Here is an 18,853-nt window from a genome sequence, read left to right as displayed (position 1 = left end):
TGGAGACAAGAGCATGGCGACAGGGATCAAAGCCACCCGCACTGAAACCGACAGCATGGGCGCAATCGAAGTACCGGCTGACCGCTATTGGGGTGCCCAAACCCAACGTTCGCTCAAATATTTCGCGATTGGCAATGACCAGATGCCGCCGGAGTTGATCCGGGCGATCGGGATTCTCAAAAAAGCCGCCGCTCTCGTAAACCGCGATTTGGGCAAACTGCCAGCCGCCAAAGCTGAATTGATTATCCAGGCCGCTGACGAGGTGATTGCGGGCCAACTCAATGACCATTTTCCCCTGCGGATTTGGCAAACCGGCAGCGGTACCCAGACCAATATGAACGCCAATGAGGTGATCGCCAACCGAGCCATTGAGTTAGCGGGTGGAGAAATGGGCAGCAAAGAGCCGATTCATCCCAACGATCACGTCAATATGTCCCAATCCTCTAATGACACGTTCCCAACCGCAATGCATATTGCGGCAGTTGAGGAAGTCACATATCAGTTGTTGCCTGCTTTAACTACACTGCGTAATGCTCTGAATGATAAAGCTATCGCTTTTAGAGAAATCATCAAAATTGGCCGCACCCATCTCATGGATGCCGTTCCCTTGACGCTGGGCCAGGAATTTTCCGGCTATGTCTCGCAGTTAGACAAGGACTTGGTCCGGATTCAGGCAACTCTGCCCGATCTGTACGAGCTGGCGATTGGTGGCACTGCGGTCGGAACCGGCCTCAACACCCATCCGGAATTCGCGGTGCGCGTGGCGGCCGAAATTGCGGCGGCAACCGGATTACCTTTTGTTTCAGCAGAGAACAAATTTGCGGCCTTGGCGGCCCACGACGCCATCTGCATGACTAGCGGTGCCCTCAAAACCCTGGCAGCTTCGCTGATGAAAATCGCCAATGACATCCGCTGGATGGGATCGGGACCGCGCTGCGGCTTGGGCGAACTGCTGCTGCCAGAAAACGAGCCGGGTTCGTCGATCATGCCAGGAAAGGTAAATCCCACCCAATCCGAAGCGATGACGATGGTGTGTGTGCAGGTGATGGGCAACGATGCCGCAATTGGCATAGCCGCCAGTCAGGGTAATTTTGAGCTAAATGTCTTCAAGCCAGTGATGATTCATAATTTACTCCATTCCATTCGTTTACTGACTGATGCTTGTACAGCGTTCACACAGTACTTAGTCATTGATATCCAGCCCAATCTCTCTCAAATTCAACATTTCCTCTCTAATTCATTGATGCTAGTGACGGCTCTGAATCCCCATATTGGGTACGACCGCGCCGCCAAGGTTGCCAAAAAAGCCCATGCTGAAAACAAAACCCTGCGGGAAGCCTGCATCGAGTTGGAATTTTTAACCGGCGAAGAATTTGATCAGTTCGTGCGTCCAGAAAATATGCTGGGATTGTGACATACTCCCGACGCTGACCTTTCAGGTACAGCACGGGGCTTCTCGCCTAAGTCTAGTAAGGGCAAAGCATTTGCGTCAGAAACTCTGTAGCTATGCCTTGGATTCATGTCGCAAATGCTTCGCCCTTACGATAGTGTGGTTGTTCCATCCGACTTGATATTAGACTGGCCGCTTTTATCTTTTGTTGATAGTTTTTTGCCCATTCTGCTTCAGAGATTGGACACTAGGTCAAACCGTCGCTTTTTCAAGTAACCGGATCTGGTCGAGCTGACAGCGAATAATTGCTCCATCGCCGTCGTTACTTTTGAGCTGCACATAGCTGCTGCCGATCTGATGCACCCGATAGGGCTTTCCGGCAAACTCAACCGCATCACCAACAGCAACCACAGGCATAATGTCGATAAACAAATCATCGGCTTTTGCCTGCCGCTCAATTAGCGTTTGCACTAAGGCGAGCTGCTGTTCGAGTTCATGCAGCTGATCGCGGCGCTGGATGCGAGCCATCCAGTCCATATATTTGGCACTGCCTGCCCGCCCCAACTGGCGCTCTCGCATGGGCAGATTGGTACAGTTGAGAATCCAGCACTTGGGATTAATAAAATCGGGAGCAATGCAAACCTTAGGCGGCGCAATCGGACCCGCGTTGCGGATGGCATCAATTCGAGTCAGCAAGTTTTCCCGCTCTGCTTCAAGATGAGGACTAATCATAAACGCGCTTCTTGTCTAAATCACTGCTGTCTTTGGTAATGAGAATACGATGAGCAAGCGTAATCTTCTATACCCAATTCGTTAACTTTTTTGAGCTTTCGTTACATTTCAATTTGAGTTGCGGCCAATCTGGTTCCCTTCCTGCATTCTGTCTAGACAGGTTTAGCAGACTAATACCGTTCCCCTCTCTACAAACCCAACTGACTCCTGACTCTATTACTACTCCCCACTCATCAGTTGATTCGGAGCACGAATTGCCATCTCCACTTGCTCGACCACCGAAGTTTTGGTTTCATACAGCATGACGAGATGATCCCTAGCTCTGGTCATCGCTGTATACAAACCTGCTTTCGCTTCAAAATCCTGATCATCTCTAGATTCAGATTTCTCAGTTTGCTCGGTTTTTTCAGAAATCGCATCAATTCCAACAATCACTACCGCGTCAAACTCAACGCCCTTCAACGCATTCCAGGAATCGACAACCACCAATGACCTATCCACTACATTGCCAAACCGTTCCCCTGACTGCATTGGCGCATGGTGAGGCACACTCAGACGCCGTAACTCTTGACTGAGTGCAGTCTTCAGCACTTTCATCTTCGGCTCGGTCGGATGCAGCAAAATTCCAATCGAGGAATCGGCATAGCTGTCTAGTGCTAGCTTCACCTGCTTCGCGATTTCCGTTGCCATCTCAGCATAGGGCAGGTGCAGGAGCAAGGGCTGAACACCGGAACTACGGGATGGCTTTTTCTTCGGCTCAATCAGCTTATCGATCGACGGACTGTTCTCTTTCCTATCTACTTTCATGCCTGCTTTTTCTAGCGCAGGATAAATAAATTTCCAGGCCACTTCTAAGATTTCTGGGGCATTGCGGTAGTTTAAGTCAAAGATCTGGGAACGACCCACCACATCAATGCCGAGGTTACGCCAGCTCCAGCCTGATTTTCTGCGGTGCGCCTGACCGTAAACCGACTGCGTATTGTCATAAACAAAAAACAGAGAATTGGTGGTTTGATCCAACACCTTTAGCAAGACTTGAAACCATTCATCGTAAAAATCCTGCGCTTCATCGACCAAAATTGCTTCATACTTCAGCTTACTTTGTTCTGCCAAGTCAATCAGATTTTGTCGTTTTTCGATATCTTTATCATACTCATAGCTATAACCTAGATGACGCCACGCCCAGGCATGAAACGTATCACACTCAACGTTGATTTGTTTCTCATAGAGCTTCGCTTGCAGCCAGCCGCGCATAAAGCGATTGTAGGAGAGCACCAGCACCGAGGACAGCTTTTGCTCAACAATTTGCTCAACCCGATTCCTCAACACTAACGATTTCCCTGCTCCTGCCACACCCCGCACTAACGCATGACCAACAATGCCAAAATTCTTGGCCCGATTCTGCTCCTCATCTAGCTGTGCTTGACCCAGCCGCCGCTCTCGCGTTTGCTGAAAATCGATCCATTGCATATTCAGTACTCCATACTCGATGCTATTTTCTGTGCAGAATGCCCGTAAACTTGCCGCTGCTAACGTCTGTCTTGCACATCAAGCAAAACAAATCAAGCCTGATATTTCACGGCTGTGATAGTTTAGTGAAAACGTTAGATCACGCCTATGGCTCGCTTTCTGATTGGGACCATCCCGGTGGTGGGGCATGTCGGTCCAGCCGTGCCGATTGCTCTTAGATTAGTAGAACGGGGTCACGAAGTTTGGTGGTATACCGGCCAATTGTTTCAGCCGACGGTGGAGGCTACCGGAGCTAAATTTGTGCCGATGGTCAACGCCCTCGACTACTCGATTGCCGCCAATGTACCCACTGCCTGGATCGAACAGCGAAATTCGCGGCGTGGCGTGGCACAGCTCAAGTTTGATCTGAAGCATTTCTTCATCGATGCTGCGGCTGGGCATGTCCAGGACTACAGGGCGCTATTGCCAGCGTTTCCTGCCGATGTTCTTATCTCGGATTCCTTCTTTCTAGGCGCAGCTTGGGTGCATGAGCAAACCGGCCTCCCTTGGGCGCAATTTGGCATTTCGGCGTTGGCAATCAGTAGCCGCGACACGGCACCGTTTGGGTTAGGATTACCGCCCAGTGCTTCGTGGCTCGGTCAACTGCGGAACACCAGTTTGCATTGGCTGTTTCAACAGGTATTGCTTCGAGATGTGTTGACCTACACCAATAGCATCCGCGCCAGTTTGGGTCTACCTCCGACCGATCAAAGTTTTTTCGATGTCGTATCGCCATTTTTATATTTGGTGGGAACAGTGCCATTGTTCGAATACCCCCGCCATGATTTACCCGCTCAAATCCACTTCATTGGTCCCTTTTTGCCTGACCCGCCATCTGAGTTTACACCCCCGATTTGGTGGGCCGATCTGCAAACCGAGCAGCCGGTTGTTCATGTCACCCAAGGCACCGTCGCGACCGAGGCAGAGGATTTGATTGTGCCAACCCTACAGGCTCTGGCGTCAGAACCAGTTCTAGTTGTGGCAACGACCGGCGGCAAACCGGCGGATGCGCTGAAATTGGACCCAATCCCAGCCAATGCCCGTATTGAGTCATTCATTCCCTACTATCATCTGCTCCCCTATGTAGATGTGATGATCACCAACGGCGGCTACAACGGCGTGCAGATGGCCCTCGCTCACGGCATTCCCCTAGTAACGGCGGGCAAAACTGAGGACAAAGCAGAAGTCAGTGCTCGCGTAGCCTGGTCGGGAGTGGGGCTGGATTTAAAAACAAAAACGCCTACCCCTGAGCAAATCAAAGCCGCTGTCCAAAAACTGCTGAACGAGCCACACTACAAGGCCAACGCCGCAGCCATACAAGCCGAGATCCGGCGTTCCGATGCCCCAAACCGAGCAGTTGAGTTATTGGAACAGTTGGCAGACACCAAGCAACCGATTTTGCGAACGGTGTAACGGTTATCGATAGTTACAGTAAAAGACAAATCGCGAATTGAATATGCGATGCGGTTGTATACATCGTTCTAGTCATTGTTCTAAGTCGCTCCCATACCAATCCCTACAGCAAAATCAACCCCTGACGAATGCCGATGGTTACAGCCTCAGTGCGGCTGGAGACGCCTAATTTAGCAAAAATAGAGCTGATGTGAAACTTAACCGTGTGTTCAGAAATATAGAGCTGACGCGCAATGGTTTTGTTGGCCATGCCTTCCGCTAGCATCCGCAAAATTTCGATTTCGCGTTGGGTTAAGGATTGAGTAAGGGCAACCGTCGGAGTGGGATGACGCAGTTGGGAAGCAATCTCTGGATGCAAAACCACCAATCCTGCAGCTGCCGCTTCAATCGCCGCGACAATTTCCCTAGCGCTGGCATCCTGGGGTAACAGTCCGGCAACTCCTAGCCGTTCGGCCTCAGCAATCCAAGCAGCCTGCAACGGATCGACCAACCAGAGAATGGCCGGAATCGGTGGCTCTACATCCAGTAGGGGTAGAGTAGCATCCAGGGTTTCTGCACTCAGTTCGGTAGAAATTAGCACCACCTCCACCGCGAGCTGCTCGATTTGCAACTCGTTCACCTGAGCAGCACAGCCCACCACCTCTACCCGTTCGGTGCGAACAATTGCTGCTAACCCAGCCTGGACAATGGCAGAGTCCGCCACGATAAATACTCGAATCATAGTTACATCCGGTCAATGGTTGGCCTAGCGTCTGCGGCCCCGCCCCCGCCCTCTGCGACGTTCCCGGCCTGGTTCTTCGCCACCCCCCTCGGATTGGCGTTCACCGACGGTGACAGCTAGTTCCACAATGGCTCCAGCCCGAATCACTCTTGCCGTCAAGCTCTGACCCACTCGATCGGCGGTCAGCATCATCCGCACATCGCTTACGTCTGTAATCGGTTGGGCATCGAGGGCAATCAGCACATCGCCAATTAGCAAACCAGCCTGATCCGCAGGACTATCGGGTTCAACGCTCAGGAGCATCACGCCTTCGGAGTAGGAGAGACCGAGGCTTTCCACCAAACGGTCGGGAATCGGAACCGGCTGCATGCCTACGCCCAAATAGCCACGGGCAATCCGCCCGGTTTGCAGAAGCTGGGCTACCACTCGCTGAATCGTGGCGACTGGAATCGTGATCGTCATCTGGCGCGGCCCGCTGGTGTTGAGGCCAATCACCTGCCCCTGAGCATCTAACAACGCACTGCCAGACAGCCCCCATGAGGCCAACAATGACGGACGAATCAACTGGTCAATCTGGCCGCCTTGCCAACTGCGCCAACTGCCGCCCAGCCGCTCGATCATACCCATGCTAGCGCTGAGGCTGCCATCCCCGGTTCGTCCAACCGCCAGCACCAACTGGCCCACCCGCAGGGACAAATCACTCAAGCTAGGCGTCGGCAAATCCAGTTCGGTGAGCCGCAATACGGCCAGATCCGTGCTGCTATCCCGTCCTACTAAGGTAGCCGATACACTAGTTCCGTCCGCCAGGATAATCGGGATTTCGTCCTCTTGGCGGATCGCATGATCCACCGTCACCACAATTCCGGGCTGCCAGTAGAGGCCACTCGCACCACAGCGATGGCTGGCATTCACCGATACAATGGCTGGCCCAGTCTGTTCAACAGCATCCGCGAGTTGGGTTGAAAGTACAGAAACTAAATTTTCCGGTTGGGGAGAAGCAGAAGTCATGGTAAAAGTCACTCCAAGGGAACTGCAAGAAAAAACTGCAAGAAAAAACTGCAAAGAAAACTGAAATCAGACCTGCACCGCTGCATTACCTTCAGGATGCAAAACGGCTGGGGCTTTCCACATCGGAGAAACGGGCAGCAGCTCACCTGGAAAAACGGCTAGGTCGAGTGAATGGAACTATTAGGGAAACCGGAAAATTTTATTTCTCTTCAGAAGTTAGCCTGAGGATGCGCCCCCAAGTTGGGTAGAATGTTCTGGGCTAACAATTTTACCAAAGTGTTCTGGATTAACCGTTTGTCGCATCTTCTCGATTCAGAACCGTTCGTAGCTCCACCGCTTCTATCCTGAACGAACCATGCCGAAAACCTCTGACCTCCACGTCGTTGAAACCCGTCCCCTCAGCAGTCCAGCCACCATCCACGGCGAGCTACCCATCACCGAGACTGCCGCTACGCTGGTTGCCTCTACCCGAGACCGAATTCGCAATATCCTGCAAAACGAAGACCGTCGCCTGCTGGTGATTGTCGGCCCTTGCTCGATCCACGATGTCAATGCCGCCTATGAGTATGGCGAAAAGTTGGCTGTGCTGCGGCGCGAGTTGGAGGACGAGTTGGAAGTAGTGATGCGCGTTTACTTCGAGAAACCCCGTACCACCATCGGCTGGAAGGGATTAATCAACGATCCCAACCTAAACGGTAGCTACGACATCAATAAGGGGTTACGGTTAGCCCGCAAGCTGCTGCTTGACTTGGCCCACCTGGGTCTCCCCGCCGCCACCGAACTGCTCGACCCGATCATCCCTCAATACATCGCGGATGTGATCTCCTGGACGGCCATTGGTGCCCGCACCACTGAGAGTCAAACCCATCGGGAGATGGCGTCTGGCCTATCGATGCCCATCGGCTTCAAAAACAATACCGACGGTAGCCTACTCGCTGCTGCCAACGCCATGCTCGCCGCCAGTCAGCCCCATCGCTTTTTGGGGATTAACCTAGACGGTTTAGCCAGCATTGTCACCACCACCGGCAACCCGGACGGCCATTTGGTACTGCGGGGCGGTAAGCAAGGACCCAACTACGACGCTAGCCATGTGCAGCACGCCGCCGGTCAGTTAGCCAATCTCAACCTGAATCCGCGAGTGATGATCGATTGCAGCCACGACAACTCCAACAAAGACTATCGGCAGCAGCCCCTAGTTCTACAAAACATTGCTGAGCAGATTACGAATGGCTCGCGCCATATTATGGGCGTGATGATCGAAAGTCACCTGGTTGCAGGTAAGCAGCCCATTCCCAAAGATTGCAGCCAGCCGCTCACCCATGGACAAAGCATCACCGATGGCTGCGTAGACTTTGCGACCACCACCGATATGCTGTATTCCCTCGCCAAAGCACTCAAATCTAATTGTCTGCAACCGTACTGATCCAATTAGCAATTTTATACAGCAAGCAAACTGTATTATTAAAAACTCAGTATACCGATTAATTCAACGGCGGAATCGTTTTGGCGACAGTCACCGCCGTTTTTTGTTGTGTAGCCTCAGCAGTTCCAGGCAAGTTTAGCTTCATTATCGAAACTTATCAAAACCAACAAATCTTGACAAACTTCGGCTTACCAGTGCGGAGATTGCCCAACTATCTGGGAAGACTGGTACTTAGAAGCGTCAAGGTTACAGCGGCTAGGGTGCTCTCTAGCTTATTCCAATTTGGCTTCTCGCACTTATAGTTCTAACTGTCACTGATCATGGCCGATAACGACAACAACCTGAAAATCCGGTTTCCCCTCTGGAAATTCCTCAACCAGCCCGTCTTCAACTCCCAAAATCCGTTAATTCTTAATCCGAAACGATTCTGGCGACGCTATCAGCTTGAGCACTTGGAAAGATGCTGGATTAGAACGTACCGTCCCGAAGAACGCTTCCCGAACTAAAACTGTTAATACGCTGATATATCCTAGTGACAATTATTACATGATGACGCGGAGACTGCTAAACTTCGCGTTGTTTTATTTTTAAAATGACTCGTTACTCAAGACAAATATTTATTCAAAAACGGTAAAATCCCATCCGCAAGCTGGTCAGCATACTCTTCATGTAAACCCAGCGATCCCGGCAACCGCAGAATTTGAATTCCAACCCCAGAGAAATGGGCCAGAATTTCCATCTCTGCCAAAGACTTTACCGGCGTCTGTTCGCCAATCACCATCATCACCGGAGCCGGTAGGGGCGGCTGAAAATAATCGAAAAACTGGCTGCGGCTGCGCACCGGGTCGAGTCCTCCGGTTACAAACGCGGCTGAGGCAAACCGTGCTCCCCGCTGTTGCGTCGTCCGCCATTTCTCGTCGAGCAAAGCTTTCGTGAGATGGGCCGGATCCGCAAATACATGCCGCCGATACATCCAGCCCAAAAACGCAGGCGTGGTGTTGAGCCAGTAGAGCAATTGCCCGATCAGCGGCAGGCGAATCAGGAATCGCAACAGGTTGTAGAACCAGCGGTGTTCTCCCATTGCGGTCGGTAACGGCCCCCGCCAAGTTGGGGCCACTAAGACAATCCACGACCAGACGGAAGATGGAGCCAACTGCATCACATATCCCGCCGCATGACCTGCCGCAATCACCACCACAGGCTGATGAAACACACCGCGAACAAAGTCCTTCAAAAAAGCGTGGTAGAGAGCCGGACCATAGCGAAATCCCGGACGCGACGATTGCCCAAACCCAACCCAATCCACGACATAAACCTGAAACCGCTGGGCCAGCCGTTCTGCTAAGCCCCGCATCTCACCCCGCGTGGATACACTGCTAAAGGCTGGCAGTAACAAAATGGGCTGGCCCTCGCCCAACACTTCGTAGACAACCGTGACTGGCTTTTTCTTCCAGTTCCAGTAGAACTCACGAACAGTTCCACCAAGAATGGGAGTGGGATTAAATGGCATGACTCGTGCTAGCAAACGAAGGAACAGGGTAGACGCAACTGTCTATTATGGCGCTTTTTACGGCTCTCCAATCAATCCTGAACCATATTTACCCAACCTTTCCACCAATTGCTCCTGTCTACAGCAACACTGCAACAGCAGCACTGCACTGAGGCAACGTCAATCTACAAAACATCCCACAGAAGGCAGCTACTATCACTCGACTGAGCGTCTCGACTGAAGCGCAACGGAACCACTCCCCACCCCCCACTCCCCTCGTTCGGCGAGGCTCACGAGCCGCATCTCCCCACTCCCTACTCCCCACTCCCCACTCCCCACTCCCCACTCCCTACTCCCCACCCACTACTGCCTACCGCGAGGAACTCCCCGTTTAGCCAACCGCCGCGACCATGCCTGAGTCAGAATTCCTTGAGTGGGGCTAAATAAAAGCGCCAGGAAAAATAGGCTAAATACAGTTAGGGCAATCGCCGGTCCAGACGGCAGATCTAAGTAATAGCTGAGATACATACCGACAATACTGGCTGTCACTCCCACGGCGGCTCCCACAATCATCATTTGATGCAATTCCTGCACCAGCAGATAGGCCGTAATCGCTGGCCCCACCATCAGGGAAACCACTAGAATCACGCCAACAATCTTCATCCCCACGATCAGCGTTAGGGTGATCCCGGCCATCAGCCCCAAGTTGAGCCAGTCAGCGGGCAGCCCTACCGCCTCGGCTCCGGTACGGTCAAAAGTGTAAAACAGCAGCTCTTTGTAAAACAGTTTAACTAAGCCAAGCGCAAGCACTGTCACCCCTGCAGCTCGCCACACATCTCCCACCGCAACGCTGAGAATATCGCCAAACAAAAGCTCTTCTAGATCTAGCCGACTGTCAAGCAACGTCAGCAGGGTGATGCCTAGCGCAAAGAAACTGGCAAACGTCAGGGCCATTGCCGCATCAATCTTGACCCGCGACTGGGCACGAATCCAGGCAATCACAAAAGTGCTGAGCATGCCAAACAGAAACGCGCCAATCAGCATCTCGATACCCAGAAAATTGGCGATCGCCAATCCGGGCAGGACAGCATGAGCAATCACATCACCCAACAGCGCCATTCGCTGCACGACCAAGTAAGTACCCACCACCGGACAAAGAATGCCGATGATCACACCCGCCATCAGGGCATTGCGCATGAACTCATAGGCCAGCGGTTGCAGAAGCCAATCGATCATAAAGTTAGGGTTGCCAATTAAAAATCAGAGAAAAATCGGAGAAACGTTTTGCCTCAACCAAGACTCGGTTCATTGCAGCCAGCCTGAAGTTAACAAAAGCTATAGCTTTTTCCACTCTGGTAAGGTACAAGGGGTGTGGGGGCTTCGCCTACGCAGGGGTACGGCCTCTACACCCCATTTTTTGTACTTCATTAGCCTGGTAAAGGCTGTAAGTCAACAAAAGAACAGCGTTTCGAGATGGCCATTGCTGAGCTGAAGATTTTCGCCATAGGCGCGCTGAATATTATCCAAAGTCATCACCGCTTTTGGCGTATCGTTAGCCAATAAAGTGCGGTTCAGCAACAGCAGCCGGTCATAGCGGTCCAGGGCTTCTCCCCACTCGTGGCTGCAGATCAGCAGGGTTTTGCCAGCAGCTCGCAGTTCAGCAAAAACGCCAAGCATAATCGCTTCAGTTTTTTTATCAATGCCGGTGAAAGGTTCATCAAATAAAAACAAATCGGCCTGCTGGGCCAAAGCACGGGCCAGAAACACCCGCTGCTGCTGCCCTCCCGACAGTTGCCCAATTTGCCGCTGCCGCAGATCAAACAAATCTACGCGCTGCAGTGCTTCCTCCACATAGCGGTTGGCCTGCCGATCAGGACGACGAAACCAGCCGATTCTGGCCGTTTGAGCCATCATCACCACATTCCAAGCCGTAATTGGATAATCCCAATCAATCTGGGAACGCTGCGGCACATAGGCAATCCGATGCCGCTGTCGCCGGACGGGCATGCCATACAGGGCGACCTGTCCGTGCATTGGCAGCAGGCCCAACAATGCCTTGATCAGGGTACTTTTGCCAGCGCCATTCGGTCCAATTAGCCCCACCAGCTCACCAGGAGCGACGGTGAAACTGACATTGTCCAGCGCTGAAATGCCTCGGTAATCCACCGAGAGCTGGTCTACTTCTAGCATCGACGAGTTGCAGTTTTATAATGATAATCGTTTTCAATTTACCGCTTCGGCATGCTATAAATGATAATCGTTTTCATATCTTCTCCACGGCATTCCAACTAAAAAGGTTTTTTGAGCAAACCAGGAGGTTCCTGATGATTTTTTCTCAACGAGTTTCCTGCTACGGTGCCGCCTTAGCGATTAGCCTCGGCATTGTGGGCTGTACCCAAACCGCAACCCAGCAGAGTGAGGGAACCAATGAAGCCGTTCCTACTGCCGATTTACCACAAGTCGTGGCAACCTCTACTGTGCTGTGTGACCTCACCAAGCAAATTGCCCAAGAGACGGCAAACGTCACTTGTTTGATGTCACCCAATCAGGACCCCCACGTCTACACGCCCACCCCTTCGGACCGCAAAGCTATCGAAGACGCCGATCTGGTGCTTTATGGCGGCTATGACTACGAGCCAACCTTAATCAGGATCATCAAAGCAACCACAACCAACGCCCCCAAAGTAGCCGTTTACGAAGTAGCCGTTCCCAAGCCTCTGATGGGAGAACACCATCACCACGAGGAAGGCACTGCTGAAGCGACAGAAGCAACTGGGGAGGTTGCCGCAGAAGAAGATCACGACCACGACCACGGTGAGGAAGCTGCTGCTGGCCACGACCACGACCACAGTAAGGAAGCATCCGCCGAGTTAGCTCCTGATCCCCATGTTTGGCATAACGCCCAGAATGGAGTGCAGATTGTCGAAACGGTTCAGGAAAATTTAGCCAAGCTAGTTCCTGAGCAGGCCGAACTGTATCAGCAAAATGCCACGACCATTTCGCAACAGCTAAGCGAGATTGACAGCTGGATCAAAGCTCAGGTCACCACCATTCCAGAAACTAACCGCAAGCTGGTGACCACCCACGAAGCACTAGGTTACTACGCCGATGCCTACGGCTTTGAACTGGAAGGCGCAATTGAGGGCTTCAGCACTGAAGAAAAACCCTCTGCAGCCCGGATTACTAGCCTAGTGGAGCAACTCAAGGCCGCCGAAGTCCCGGCCATATTCGTGGAAACCACAACGAATCCCAAACAGTTGGAAACCGTGGCTAAGGAGGCCAACATTACGGTAGCTGACAAACCCCTCTATGTCGAAGGACCAGGCGGCGAAGGAACAGAGGCTCCGACCTATCAGGCTATGTTGGTTGAAAACACCTGCACTATTGTCGATGGTTTGGGTGGCCAATGCGACCGGGCCTCCGCTCCAGTGAATAACTCCTGAATCATGTCTGAACCCCCATGTCTAAATCCCCATGTCTAAACCGGCAAGTGAGAGGGCCTAATCCTCCGAGGTGTTCCCATATCTAGCGTGCGCAGCTCAGTCTATACGCCAAGTCTAGTCACTACACACTTTTTTAACTCCATTTTAGCGATGATGAGATAAAATAGAACAAGTGAACTAGCTAGAATGGCTGCCATGAATCTCTTCCAACGCCTGCGTGACGCACTCGGGTTGATTGAAGAATACGATGAGTACGACGAGTACGAGGATGAGGAGCTAGAGCCATCACCTCCGGCCCAACTCAGCGCGGGCAGGCGTTTGCCCAACAATGTGATTGGGCTGCCTGGTTTGACAATGGAGGTTGTGCTGATGCAGCCGCGCTCGTTTGAGGAAGCGCCCTATGCGGTGACGGCCCTGCGGGAGCGGAAGTCGGTGGTGCTGAACTTGACGATGATGGAACCCGACCAGGCTCAGCGTTGTGCAGACTATGTAGCAGGCGGGGTGTTTGCCATCGACGGACACCAGCGGCAGCTCGGACCAAATATTTTTCTATTTACGCCCAATTTTGTCCAGATCACGGCCCATATGCCAGCTGAACCCGCGCCACCTCAGGCCAATCCCTGGCAGCCACCCATGAATCCCCGCATGTCGCCGCCCCCGATGTCGCCCTAGGGCTTTCAATTAGAACTTTTGAAATTAAGTAATTCAACTGAATTAAAACCAAGATTCAGAGTGTTGTCGCCGCCCTTCGGGCGGCGACAACACCTCCTTTGGGTTTCATGTTTTATGTTGTTCTACTTAGAATGCTTTGGATTGGGCGGTCCATACAGCTTTTCCACACCTAGCAGTGACCAGACCCAGCGGCAGCGAATCAGCAGCACCACAGCCACGGTGAGACTTAATAGCACCACAGCCATCTGATTCCATTGGTTTAGCTGCCAAGCGCCCAAAAAGTGGGACCCTACTAAAATGCAATGAGCCGCAGCCAAAATTAACCCAGGCACCGCCAGCAAATGGAGATAGCGCCAGTAAGCTCCCAACCAGCGTTGCGCTCGGTCAAAACTGGTGAGGGCCGCCGGCGTCATCAATAGCAGAGTCGCCATCCCAGCCGCCATGCCCCACTGATGCTGAGGCAGCATAAACCAGAGAGCCTCTAGATTCCACTGCCACGAGTGCTCAACCATATGGAGCGTATGCAGCAGCGCCAGCACAAAGGCTCCCACACCTAGGGCACGACGATAGCGCAACGGGGCAACCCAGAGGCGGCTGATCGGACGCGCTATTAAGGCCAGCATTAGACTAATCAAGGCTCCGTATCCGGTGTAATCCACCATCATGTCGCCAGTACGCAACAAGGTGACGATGCCAATCGTTAACGTGACCCAACCGCCAATGCGAAACAACTGGCTGCGGCGATCCGCACTGACCAGAGCCGTAGAAAATCCCACGCCTACCATCGTCGGGACTGTGCCCAAACCGAACGCCAGCATGGTCGCGGCTCCTCGCCAAGGATGCCCGGTTTCAGCCGCTTTAATCTGAGCGGTGTACAAAAAGCCACAGGGAATCAGCCCCCATAGCATTCCTAGCAAAAATGGCGTGCCCCAGTGGCGAGTCAGGGAGATCTGCACCATCGTTTTGCTCAAGCGTTGATGCAATTCCGGCTGGGTCAGTAGATGCAGCAGCGGCACTTTGGGCAACCAACCAGGGCGAATTTGGGTCAGCCCAAACCAGATCAGTAAGCTACCGGTAACCAGAGTCATGGCCTGCCGTAAGCCGCTCCCCACCCCAGCAAGCTGCCCACCGGCCATTAACACCGAGCCTAACGCACCGATTGCCGCTCCCGTCAGCACATAGCTCAACACCCGTCCCAGGTTCAGCAGCAGATGAAACAGTACCGCCCGCGATTTGGATGCCGCGTCTGCTTGACCCACCGAGAGGGCAAAGGCAGCCGTAATTGGACCACACATCCCGGCACAATGGCCAAAGCTACCGAAAAAACCCAGGCTGCATATCAGCAGGAATTCGAGCATGACATAACCGACGAACGTCATTCAGTGCACATCATTTAGTCAAAGAGCTAATCAACCGCCACTGGAACTGCAATTTCTACCGTCGCTTGAATCGGCTGGCCGTTGTGCATCAACGCTTCGTGGCCGTTAGCATTCAAACTAACTGTGATTTGGTGTTTACCGGGCGGCAAGCTTTCTAGATAGTACCAATTCCCGTACAGCCGTGTTTGCTTGACTCCATTCACGTAGAGATGGGCATGGCCTTCGTTGGTACTGCTGCTGGCCTGATTGACCCGCTCTGGCGCAAACCGAAAGTTTGTCACCTGCACTTCCAGATTCCAGCCCCGACGGCTATCGGGATGCACAATCAGGTTTACCGTTGGAATGGGTTGATCAGTCGGAACTTCCAGACTGCCGTGCTCGTGGTCATCGCTCAGCGAACCAGAACGATGGGACGCCCCAGGCGAGTGATGATGCCCCGGTGTCGCAGAACGGTCTGCTATCTGAGTTTGGAGATTGGTCTTGGGAAGCGCACCCAACTGAGCAGCTGAACCCAATAGGGTTAGACAAACGGTAGATAGGAGAATGCATCCTCTTTGCATATCAACTTGCCTGTTATCCAATAGCCGAACTGAAACCGCGTAGCTTTTCAATTAGAGTTAGGGTTTGCTGGTAGGCAACGGTTGCACCTTGGTTGCGGAAAAACTGAGCTGCATGCTGTAAATCGGCTAGGGCTGCTTCTGGATTACCGAGCTGCTGTTGAATCAACCCCCGACTCAAGTAGGCATGGGCATGGGTAGGCGTCATCCGAAGCACTTGCGAAAAATCGTTCAGTGCTGCCGTCAGATTGCCTTGATGGTGATGGGCACAGCCGCGATTGTAATAGGCCCGAAAGTCACTTTTGCTGAACTGAATCGCCTGGGCAAAATCTGCGACCGCCTGCGGCCAATGTTCCAACCCCAGTTGGGCCAATCCCCGGTCATTGTAGATTTCAGCCAGGATGGCATGATCAAGGGGAGAAACCTGACGCAGCGCTTCCCCAAAGTCTACAATCGCTTCTCGATACGCCTGTAGCTGAGACTGGGCCAATCCCCGATTGTAGTAGGCCCGAAAGTCGTGGGGTTTGAGCTGAAGCAGTTGGTTGTAATCGGCTAGCGCCTGTACCGGATTGCCAGCACGGTAGTAGGCTAAACCGCGATTCAGGTAGGCTTCCGAGTCGGTTGAACTGATTTGCAATGCCTGGGTACAATCGGCAACTGCTGCCTCATAGTCTGCTAAATAAATCTGAGCCAAACAGCGATTGCCGTAAGCTGCCTCATAGTTGGGATACAGCTGAATTGCCTGGCTGAACTGTTCAACTGCCAGCAGGTAATCACCCTCCTGAAATGCTGCAACACCTGCCCGCAAGATTTCCCTGGCATTTCCTGGTCCATCTGCATTTCCTGGTCCATCTATCGTTGAAGCTGCCCAGGCTGGCGCAAGCCAACCGAAAGAGAGGACTGCAAAAAGCAGCCATATCAGAACGACCTTGCTAATGCAGCCAAAGAGCATGGTTTTCAATGGAACCTCACAAGCGAAATTAATGGCTAATGCACTGCATCAGCTTCAGCCTACGTCTTTATCAATCGTGTTTATCAATCGTGTTTATCGCCCCACCCAGCAGCAGGAAAGCTGCACCAGAACTAGAGGTAAGGGGTTAGAGATTCGGGTCATTCAGGAAACTTCCTATTTCAGTTGCAGCAGATGAGAATGAATTAACTGAAATCTCGGACACTGGCGTGGAGCTAGCTTGACAAACCGATGAACCCCATTAATCTCTAACCCCCAATCCCTAGTTCTCTACACCCTGATTCCGACAGCCGTTACCAACCCTTCTCGGATTGATCGAGAACATAGGCAGCCACATCGTCGATCTGGTCAGCGGTGAGGCGGCCACCAAAGGCAGGCATGGCGTTTTTGCCGTTTGTCACTTGGGTCTTGATCGCATCAAGAGAGGCCATATCGTACTTGGACAGATCTTCTTTCTTCAGCGTTTTGGCCGCATTCACCAGGTTGCCTCCTCCCGTGTGACAAGCTGCGCAATTGGCGCTAAACACCTTGGCTCCATTCGCCAAGTCCGAGGCAAACGCAGGTTGACCAAACCAGACAATAGTCAACGTCAGTCCAAAAATCAAAACAGCGATTAGCTTTTTAGTCAATTTCATCAATCTGTTCTCCTCTCAACACCAGCAGACGAAGGACTCCTAGCGAGCCATTCACCTGCCTGCTCACTATCCTGAAGAACGGTTACAGCTATGTCAAAAGACGAGATGTCAAAGATTGCGAATCGTGAAGCCACCAATCCGCTACACTAAACCTCAGTGTTGTCATGCGCGAGCCGTGATTACGCTCTTTTTGACTTCCGCCATCCTTATAGCTATGCCACCTTTACCCAATCCCCGTCCTAGGCATTTATCTCTAGGTCCCCTCGAAACCGAGATTTTGCAGATTCTTTGGGAACTCGGTTCCGCCACCGTTAAAGACGTGCATGACCGCATCTTGACCGACCCAGACCGGGAGTTGGCCTACGCGTCTGTGACTACCGTGTTGCGACGGCTGACCCAAAAGGGCTGGCTAGCCTGCGACAAACAGGACCGGGCCTTTCGCTGGCGTCCGATTGTCTCTCCAGAAGAAGCCTCGATTTTGCGAGCACACGAGCAGTTGCAGCATTTTCTGGCCGTCAGCAATCCCGATGTGGTAGCGGCATTTGCCGATGCCTTAGATGGGGCCAGCGTAGAAAAGTTAGACGCAATTGCCCAACGCTTGAAGGCGGCTCGTCAAGCCAGGGAGGACTAGATGCATTTCAGCCTGATCCTACTGGCGATTGGCGTTGCTTGCGGTATGCGGTTAGTGGCATTCCGGCCTCGCTTGGGCTGGTCTACCCGCTGGCGGCATACGCTGGGGCTGTTTCTCGGTCCACCGCTGCTACTGCTGATTACGGCAGGGGCGGTTCTAGGAATGGGTCGGCAGGGGCAAATGCTCGGTTTACCTGCTGGTGAAATCGGCTATATCTGCGCCTTGGGATTTCTAGCTCTGGCGTTGGGCTGTTTGGTCTGGCGCGCTGGGCAGGCGTGGCACTCATTTCGGCAACTCCGGCACTATCCGGCGATTGAGATTGAGCAAACTCCGGCCTATCTGCTTGATTCCGCCGTTCCCTTTGCAGCCCAGATTGGCGTTTGGCAACCAAGGCTCGTGGTCAGCCAAGGCTTGTTTACTCAACTCACCGCAGACCAAATTCAGGCCGTGATTGCCCACGAGCAGGCCCATACCCACTACCGCGATACGTTTTGGTTTTTCTGGCTGGGCTGGCTGCGTCACTTAACTGCTTGGCTCCCTAACACAGAAGCCCTGTGGCAAGAGTTACTGCTGCTAAGGGAAGTCCGGGCCGATCGCTGGGCTGCTCAGCAGGTTGATCCGCTGCTGGTCGCTGAAGCCCTCTTACAAATGGCCCAAGCACCGTTGATTGGGCTGGAGCCTGCCTTGGAGCATTCCTGTGCTGCCATTAGCGCTGGCACTTCCCTCTCCCGTTTAGAAGAACGGATCGAGGCGCTCCTATCTGAAGAAACCTTGCCGGAATCCGCTTCGCTGCCGTGGCTGTGGCTACTGCTGTCTCTGATCCCGCTGCTTACTATGGTCCTGCATCGGTAGATCGTTCAACCGAGGGCTGAGAGTTCTCA

General features: G+C 52.7%; 18 protein-coding genes. 7 read left to right on the top strand and 11 right to left on the bottom strand.

The features are described 5' to 3' along the window. Positions 1-13: 13 nt before the first annotated feature. Positions 14-1,414, top strand: a complete 1,401-nt coding sequence (gene fumC / locus HJG54_RS10840) for a class II fumarate hydratase (protein ID WP_316434914.1) — start codon at positions 14-16, stop codon at positions 1,412-1,414. 228 nt (positions 1,415-1,642) lie between these two features. Here the strand turns inward: fumC and HJG54_RS10835 are convergent, their stop codons facing one another. Together HJG54_RS10835 and HJG54_RS10830 are read right to left on the bottom strand one after the other, a co-directional pair. After that, complete coding sequence (locus tag HJG54_RS10835; protein WP_316434911.1) at positions 1,643-2,122, bottom strand: hypothetical protein; 480 nt, start codon at positions 2,120-2,122, stop codon at positions 1,643-1,645. Between the two features lie 219 nt (positions 2,123-2,341). After that, a complete protein-coding gene (locus tag HJG54_RS10830) occupies positions 2,342-3,592 on the bottom strand; it encodes a UvrD-helicase domain-containing protein (protein WP_316434910.1) in 1,251 nt (416 codons plus the stop codon). Between the two features lie 147 nt (positions 3,593-3,739). Here HJG54_RS10830 and HJG54_RS10825 point away from each other — a divergent pair, with 147 nt between their 5' ends. After that, the gene (locus HJG54_RS10825; protein ID WP_316434908.1) at positions 3,740-5,044 is read left to right on the top strand and encodes a glycosyltransferase; all 1,305 of its coding nucleotides are present in this window, start codon (positions 3,740-3,742) and stop codon (positions 5,042-5,044) included. Between the two features lie 103 nt (positions 5,045-5,147). On the opposite strand, the gene HJG54_RS10820 is transcribed toward HJG54_RS10825, so the two are convergent. Next, positions 5,148-5,765 (bottom strand): response regulator transcription factor, encoded by a 618-nt coding sequence (locus HJG54_RS10820; RefSeq protein WP_316434907.1) that lies wholly within the window; start codon positions 5,763-5,765, stop codon positions 5,148-5,150. A gap of 24 nt (positions 5,766-5,789) precedes the next feature. Continuing rightward, positions 5,790-6,773, bottom strand: coding sequence for a S1C family serine protease (locus HJG54_RS10815; protein WP_316434906.1), 984 nt, complete (start codon positions 6,771-6,773; stop codon positions 5,790-5,792). Between the two features lie 355 nt (positions 6,774-7,128). On the opposite strand from HJG54_RS10815, the gene HJG54_RS10810 reads away from it, so the two are divergent. Then, the gene (locus HJG54_RS10810; protein ID WP_036004590.1) at positions 7,129-8,196 is read left to right on the top strand and encodes a 3-deoxy-7-phosphoheptulonate synthase; all 1,068 of its coding nucleotides are present in this window, start codon (positions 7,129-7,131) and stop codon (positions 8,194-8,196) included. Between the two features lie 604 nt (positions 8,197-8,800). Here HJG54_RS10810 and HJG54_RS10805 read toward each other — a convergent pair. The 3 genes from HJG54_RS10805 to HJG54_RS10795 all read right to left on the bottom strand — a co-directional run bounded on the left by HJG54_RS10805 (position 8,801) and on the right by HJG54_RS10795 (position 11,875). Beyond that, positions 8,801-9,706 (bottom strand): alpha/beta fold hydrolase, encoded by a 906-nt coding sequence (locus HJG54_RS10805; protein WP_316434905.1) that lies wholly within the window; start codon positions 9,704-9,706, stop codon positions 8,801-8,803. 342 nt (positions 9,707-10,048) lie between these two features. Then, on the bottom strand, positions 10,049-10,921 hold the full coding sequence (locus HJG54_RS10800; RefSeq protein ID WP_316434904.1) for a metal ABC transporter permease: 873 nt from the start codon (positions 10,919-10,921) through the stop codon (positions 10,049-10,051). A gap of 213 nt (positions 10,922-11,134) precedes the next feature. Then, positions 11,135-11,875: a metal ABC transporter ATP-binding protein gene (locus tag HJG54_RS10795; RefSeq protein WP_316434903.1), complete on the bottom strand. Its 741-nt coding sequence runs from the start codon at positions 11,873-11,875 to the stop codon at positions 11,135-11,137. A gap of 134 nt (positions 11,876-12,009) precedes the next feature. Between HJG54_RS10795 and HJG54_RS10790 the strand changes: the two genes are divergently transcribed. Together HJG54_RS10790 and HJG54_RS10785 are read left to right on the top strand one after the other, a co-directional pair. Then, positions 12,010-13,128: a metal ABC transporter solute-binding protein, Zn/Mn family gene (locus HJG54_RS10790; protein ID WP_316434901.1), complete on the top strand. Its 1,119-nt coding sequence runs from the start codon at positions 12,010-12,012 to the stop codon at positions 13,126-13,128. Between the two features lie 195 nt (positions 13,129-13,323). Further along, the gene (locus HJG54_RS10785) at positions 13,324-13,800 is read left to right on the top strand and encodes a cell division protein SepF (protein ID WP_316434900.1); all 477 of its coding nucleotides are present in this window, start codon (positions 13,324-13,326) and stop codon (positions 13,798-13,800) included. A gap of 122 nt (positions 13,801-13,922) precedes the next feature. Here HJG54_RS10785 and HJG54_RS10780 read toward each other — a convergent pair whose 3' ends face one another. The 4 genes from HJG54_RS10780 to petJ all read right to left on the bottom strand — a co-directional run bounded on the left by HJG54_RS10780 (position 13,923) and on the right by petJ (position 17,341). After that, positions 13,923-15,158 (bottom strand): sulfite exporter TauE/SafE family protein, encoded by a 1,236-nt coding sequence (locus HJG54_RS10780; protein ID WP_316435631.1) that lies wholly within the window; start codon positions 15,156-15,158, stop codon positions 13,923-13,925. 47 nt (positions 15,159-15,205) lie between these two features. Continuing rightward, complete coding sequence (locus tag HJG54_RS10775) at positions 15,206-15,739, bottom strand: hypothetical protein (RefSeq protein WP_316434899.1); 534 nt, start codon at positions 15,737-15,739, stop codon at positions 15,206-15,208. 13 nt (positions 15,740-15,752) lie between these two features. Then, positions 15,753-16,688 (bottom strand): tetratricopeptide repeat protein, encoded by a 936-nt coding sequence (locus HJG54_RS10770; RefSeq protein ID WP_316435630.1) that lies wholly within the window; start codon positions 16,686-16,688, stop codon positions 15,753-15,755. Positions 16,689-16,999: 311 nt separating this feature from the next. Then, positions 17,000-17,341 (bottom strand): cytochrome c6 PetJ, encoded by a 342-nt coding sequence (petJ, locus tag HJG54_RS10765; protein WP_316434898.1) that lies wholly within the window; start codon positions 17,339-17,341, stop codon positions 17,000-17,002. A 214-nt stretch (positions 17,342-17,555) separates the two neighbouring features. On the opposite strand from petJ, the gene HJG54_RS10760 reads away from it, so the two are divergent. Together HJG54_RS10760 and HJG54_RS10755 are read left to right on the top strand one after the other, a co-directional pair. Then, a complete protein-coding gene (locus HJG54_RS10760; RefSeq protein ID WP_316434897.1) occupies positions 17,556-17,972 on the top strand; it encodes a BlaI/MecI/CopY family transcriptional regulator in 417 nt (138 codons plus the stop codon). Further along, on the top strand, positions 17,973-18,824 hold the full coding sequence (locus HJG54_RS10755) for a M56 family metallopeptidase (protein WP_316434896.1): 852 nt from the start codon (positions 17,973-17,975) through the stop codon (positions 18,822-18,824). The last annotated feature ends 29 nt before the right edge of the window (positions 18,825-18,853 follow it).

This window comes from Leptolyngbya sp. NK1-12 (assembly GCF_032598965.1).
Taxonomy (GTDB): Bacteria; Cyanobacteriota; Cyanobacteriia; order Elainellales; family Elainellaceae; genus Elainella.
Note: the sequence above shows the minus strand (reverse complement) of the source record. Positions and strands in the feature narration are given on the sequence as shown.

Coding starts and splice junctions, on each gene's coding strand:
- HJG54_RS10755 (WP_316434896.1), top strand. CDS start 17,973: ATGCATTTCAGCCTGATCCTACTGGCGATTGGCGTTGCTTGCGGTATG.
- HJG54_RS10800 (WP_316434904.1), bottom strand. CDS start 10,921: ATGATCGATTGGCTTCTGCAACCGCTGGCCTATGAGTTCATGCGCAAT.
- HJG54_RS10825 (WP_316434908.1), top strand. CDS start 3,740: ATGGCTCGCTTTCTGATTGGGACCATCCCGGTGGTGGGGCATGTCGGT.
- HJG54_RS10780 (WP_316435631.1), bottom strand. CDS start 15,158: ATGCTCGAATTCCTGCTGATATGCAGCCTGGGTTTTTTCGGTAGCTTT.
- HJG54_RS10785 (WP_316434900.1), top strand. CDS start 13,324: ATGAATCTCTTCCAACGCCTGCGTGACGCACTCGGGTTGATTGAAGAA.
- HJG54_RS10830 (WP_316434910.1), bottom strand. CDS start 3,592: ATGCAATGGATCGATTTTCAGCAAACGCGAGAGCGGCGGCTGGGTCAA.
- fumC (WP_316434914.1), top strand. CDS start 14: ATGGCGACAGGGATCAAAGCCACCCGCACTGAAACCGACAGCATGGGC.
- HJG54_RS10815 (WP_316434906.1), bottom strand. CDS start 6,773: ATGACTTCTGCTTCTCCCCAACCGGAAAATTTAGTTTCTGTACTTTCA.
- HJG54_RS10805 (WP_316434905.1), bottom strand. CDS start 9,706: ATGCCATTTAATCCCACTCCCATTCTTGGTGGAACTGTTCGTGAGTTC.
- petJ (WP_316434898.1), bottom strand. CDS start 17,341: ATGAAATTGACTAAAAAGCTAATCGCTGTTTTGATTTTTGGACTGACG.
- HJG54_RS10760 (WP_316434897.1), top strand. CDS start 17,556: ATGCCACCTTTACCCAATCCCCGTCCTAGGCATTTATCTCTAGGTCCC.
- HJG54_RS10770 (WP_316435630.1), bottom strand. CDS start 16,688: ATGCTCTTTGGCTGCATTAGCAAGGTCGTTCTGATATGGCTGCTTTTT.
- HJG54_RS10775 (WP_316434899.1), bottom strand. CDS start 15,739: ATGCAAAGAGGATGCATTCTCCTATCTACCGTTTGTCTAACCCTATTG.
- HJG54_RS10820 (WP_316434907.1), bottom strand. CDS start 5,765: ATGATTCGAGTATTTATCGTGGCGGACTCTGCCATTGTCCAGGCTGGG.
- HJG54_RS10835 (WP_316434911.1), bottom strand. CDS start 2,122: ATGATTAGTCCTCATCTTGAAGCAGAGCGGGAAAACTTGCTGACTCGA.
- HJG54_RS10810 (WP_036004590.1), top strand. CDS start 7,129: ATGCCGAAAACCTCTGACCTCCACGTCGTTGAAACCCGTCCCCTCAGC.
- HJG54_RS10795 (WP_316434903.1), bottom strand. CDS start 11,875: ATGCTAGAAGTAGACCAGCTCTCGGTGGATTACCGAGGCATTTCAGCG.
- HJG54_RS10790 (WP_316434901.1), top strand. CDS start 12,010: ATGATTTTTTCTCAACGAGTTTCCTGCTACGGTGCCGCCTTAGCGATT.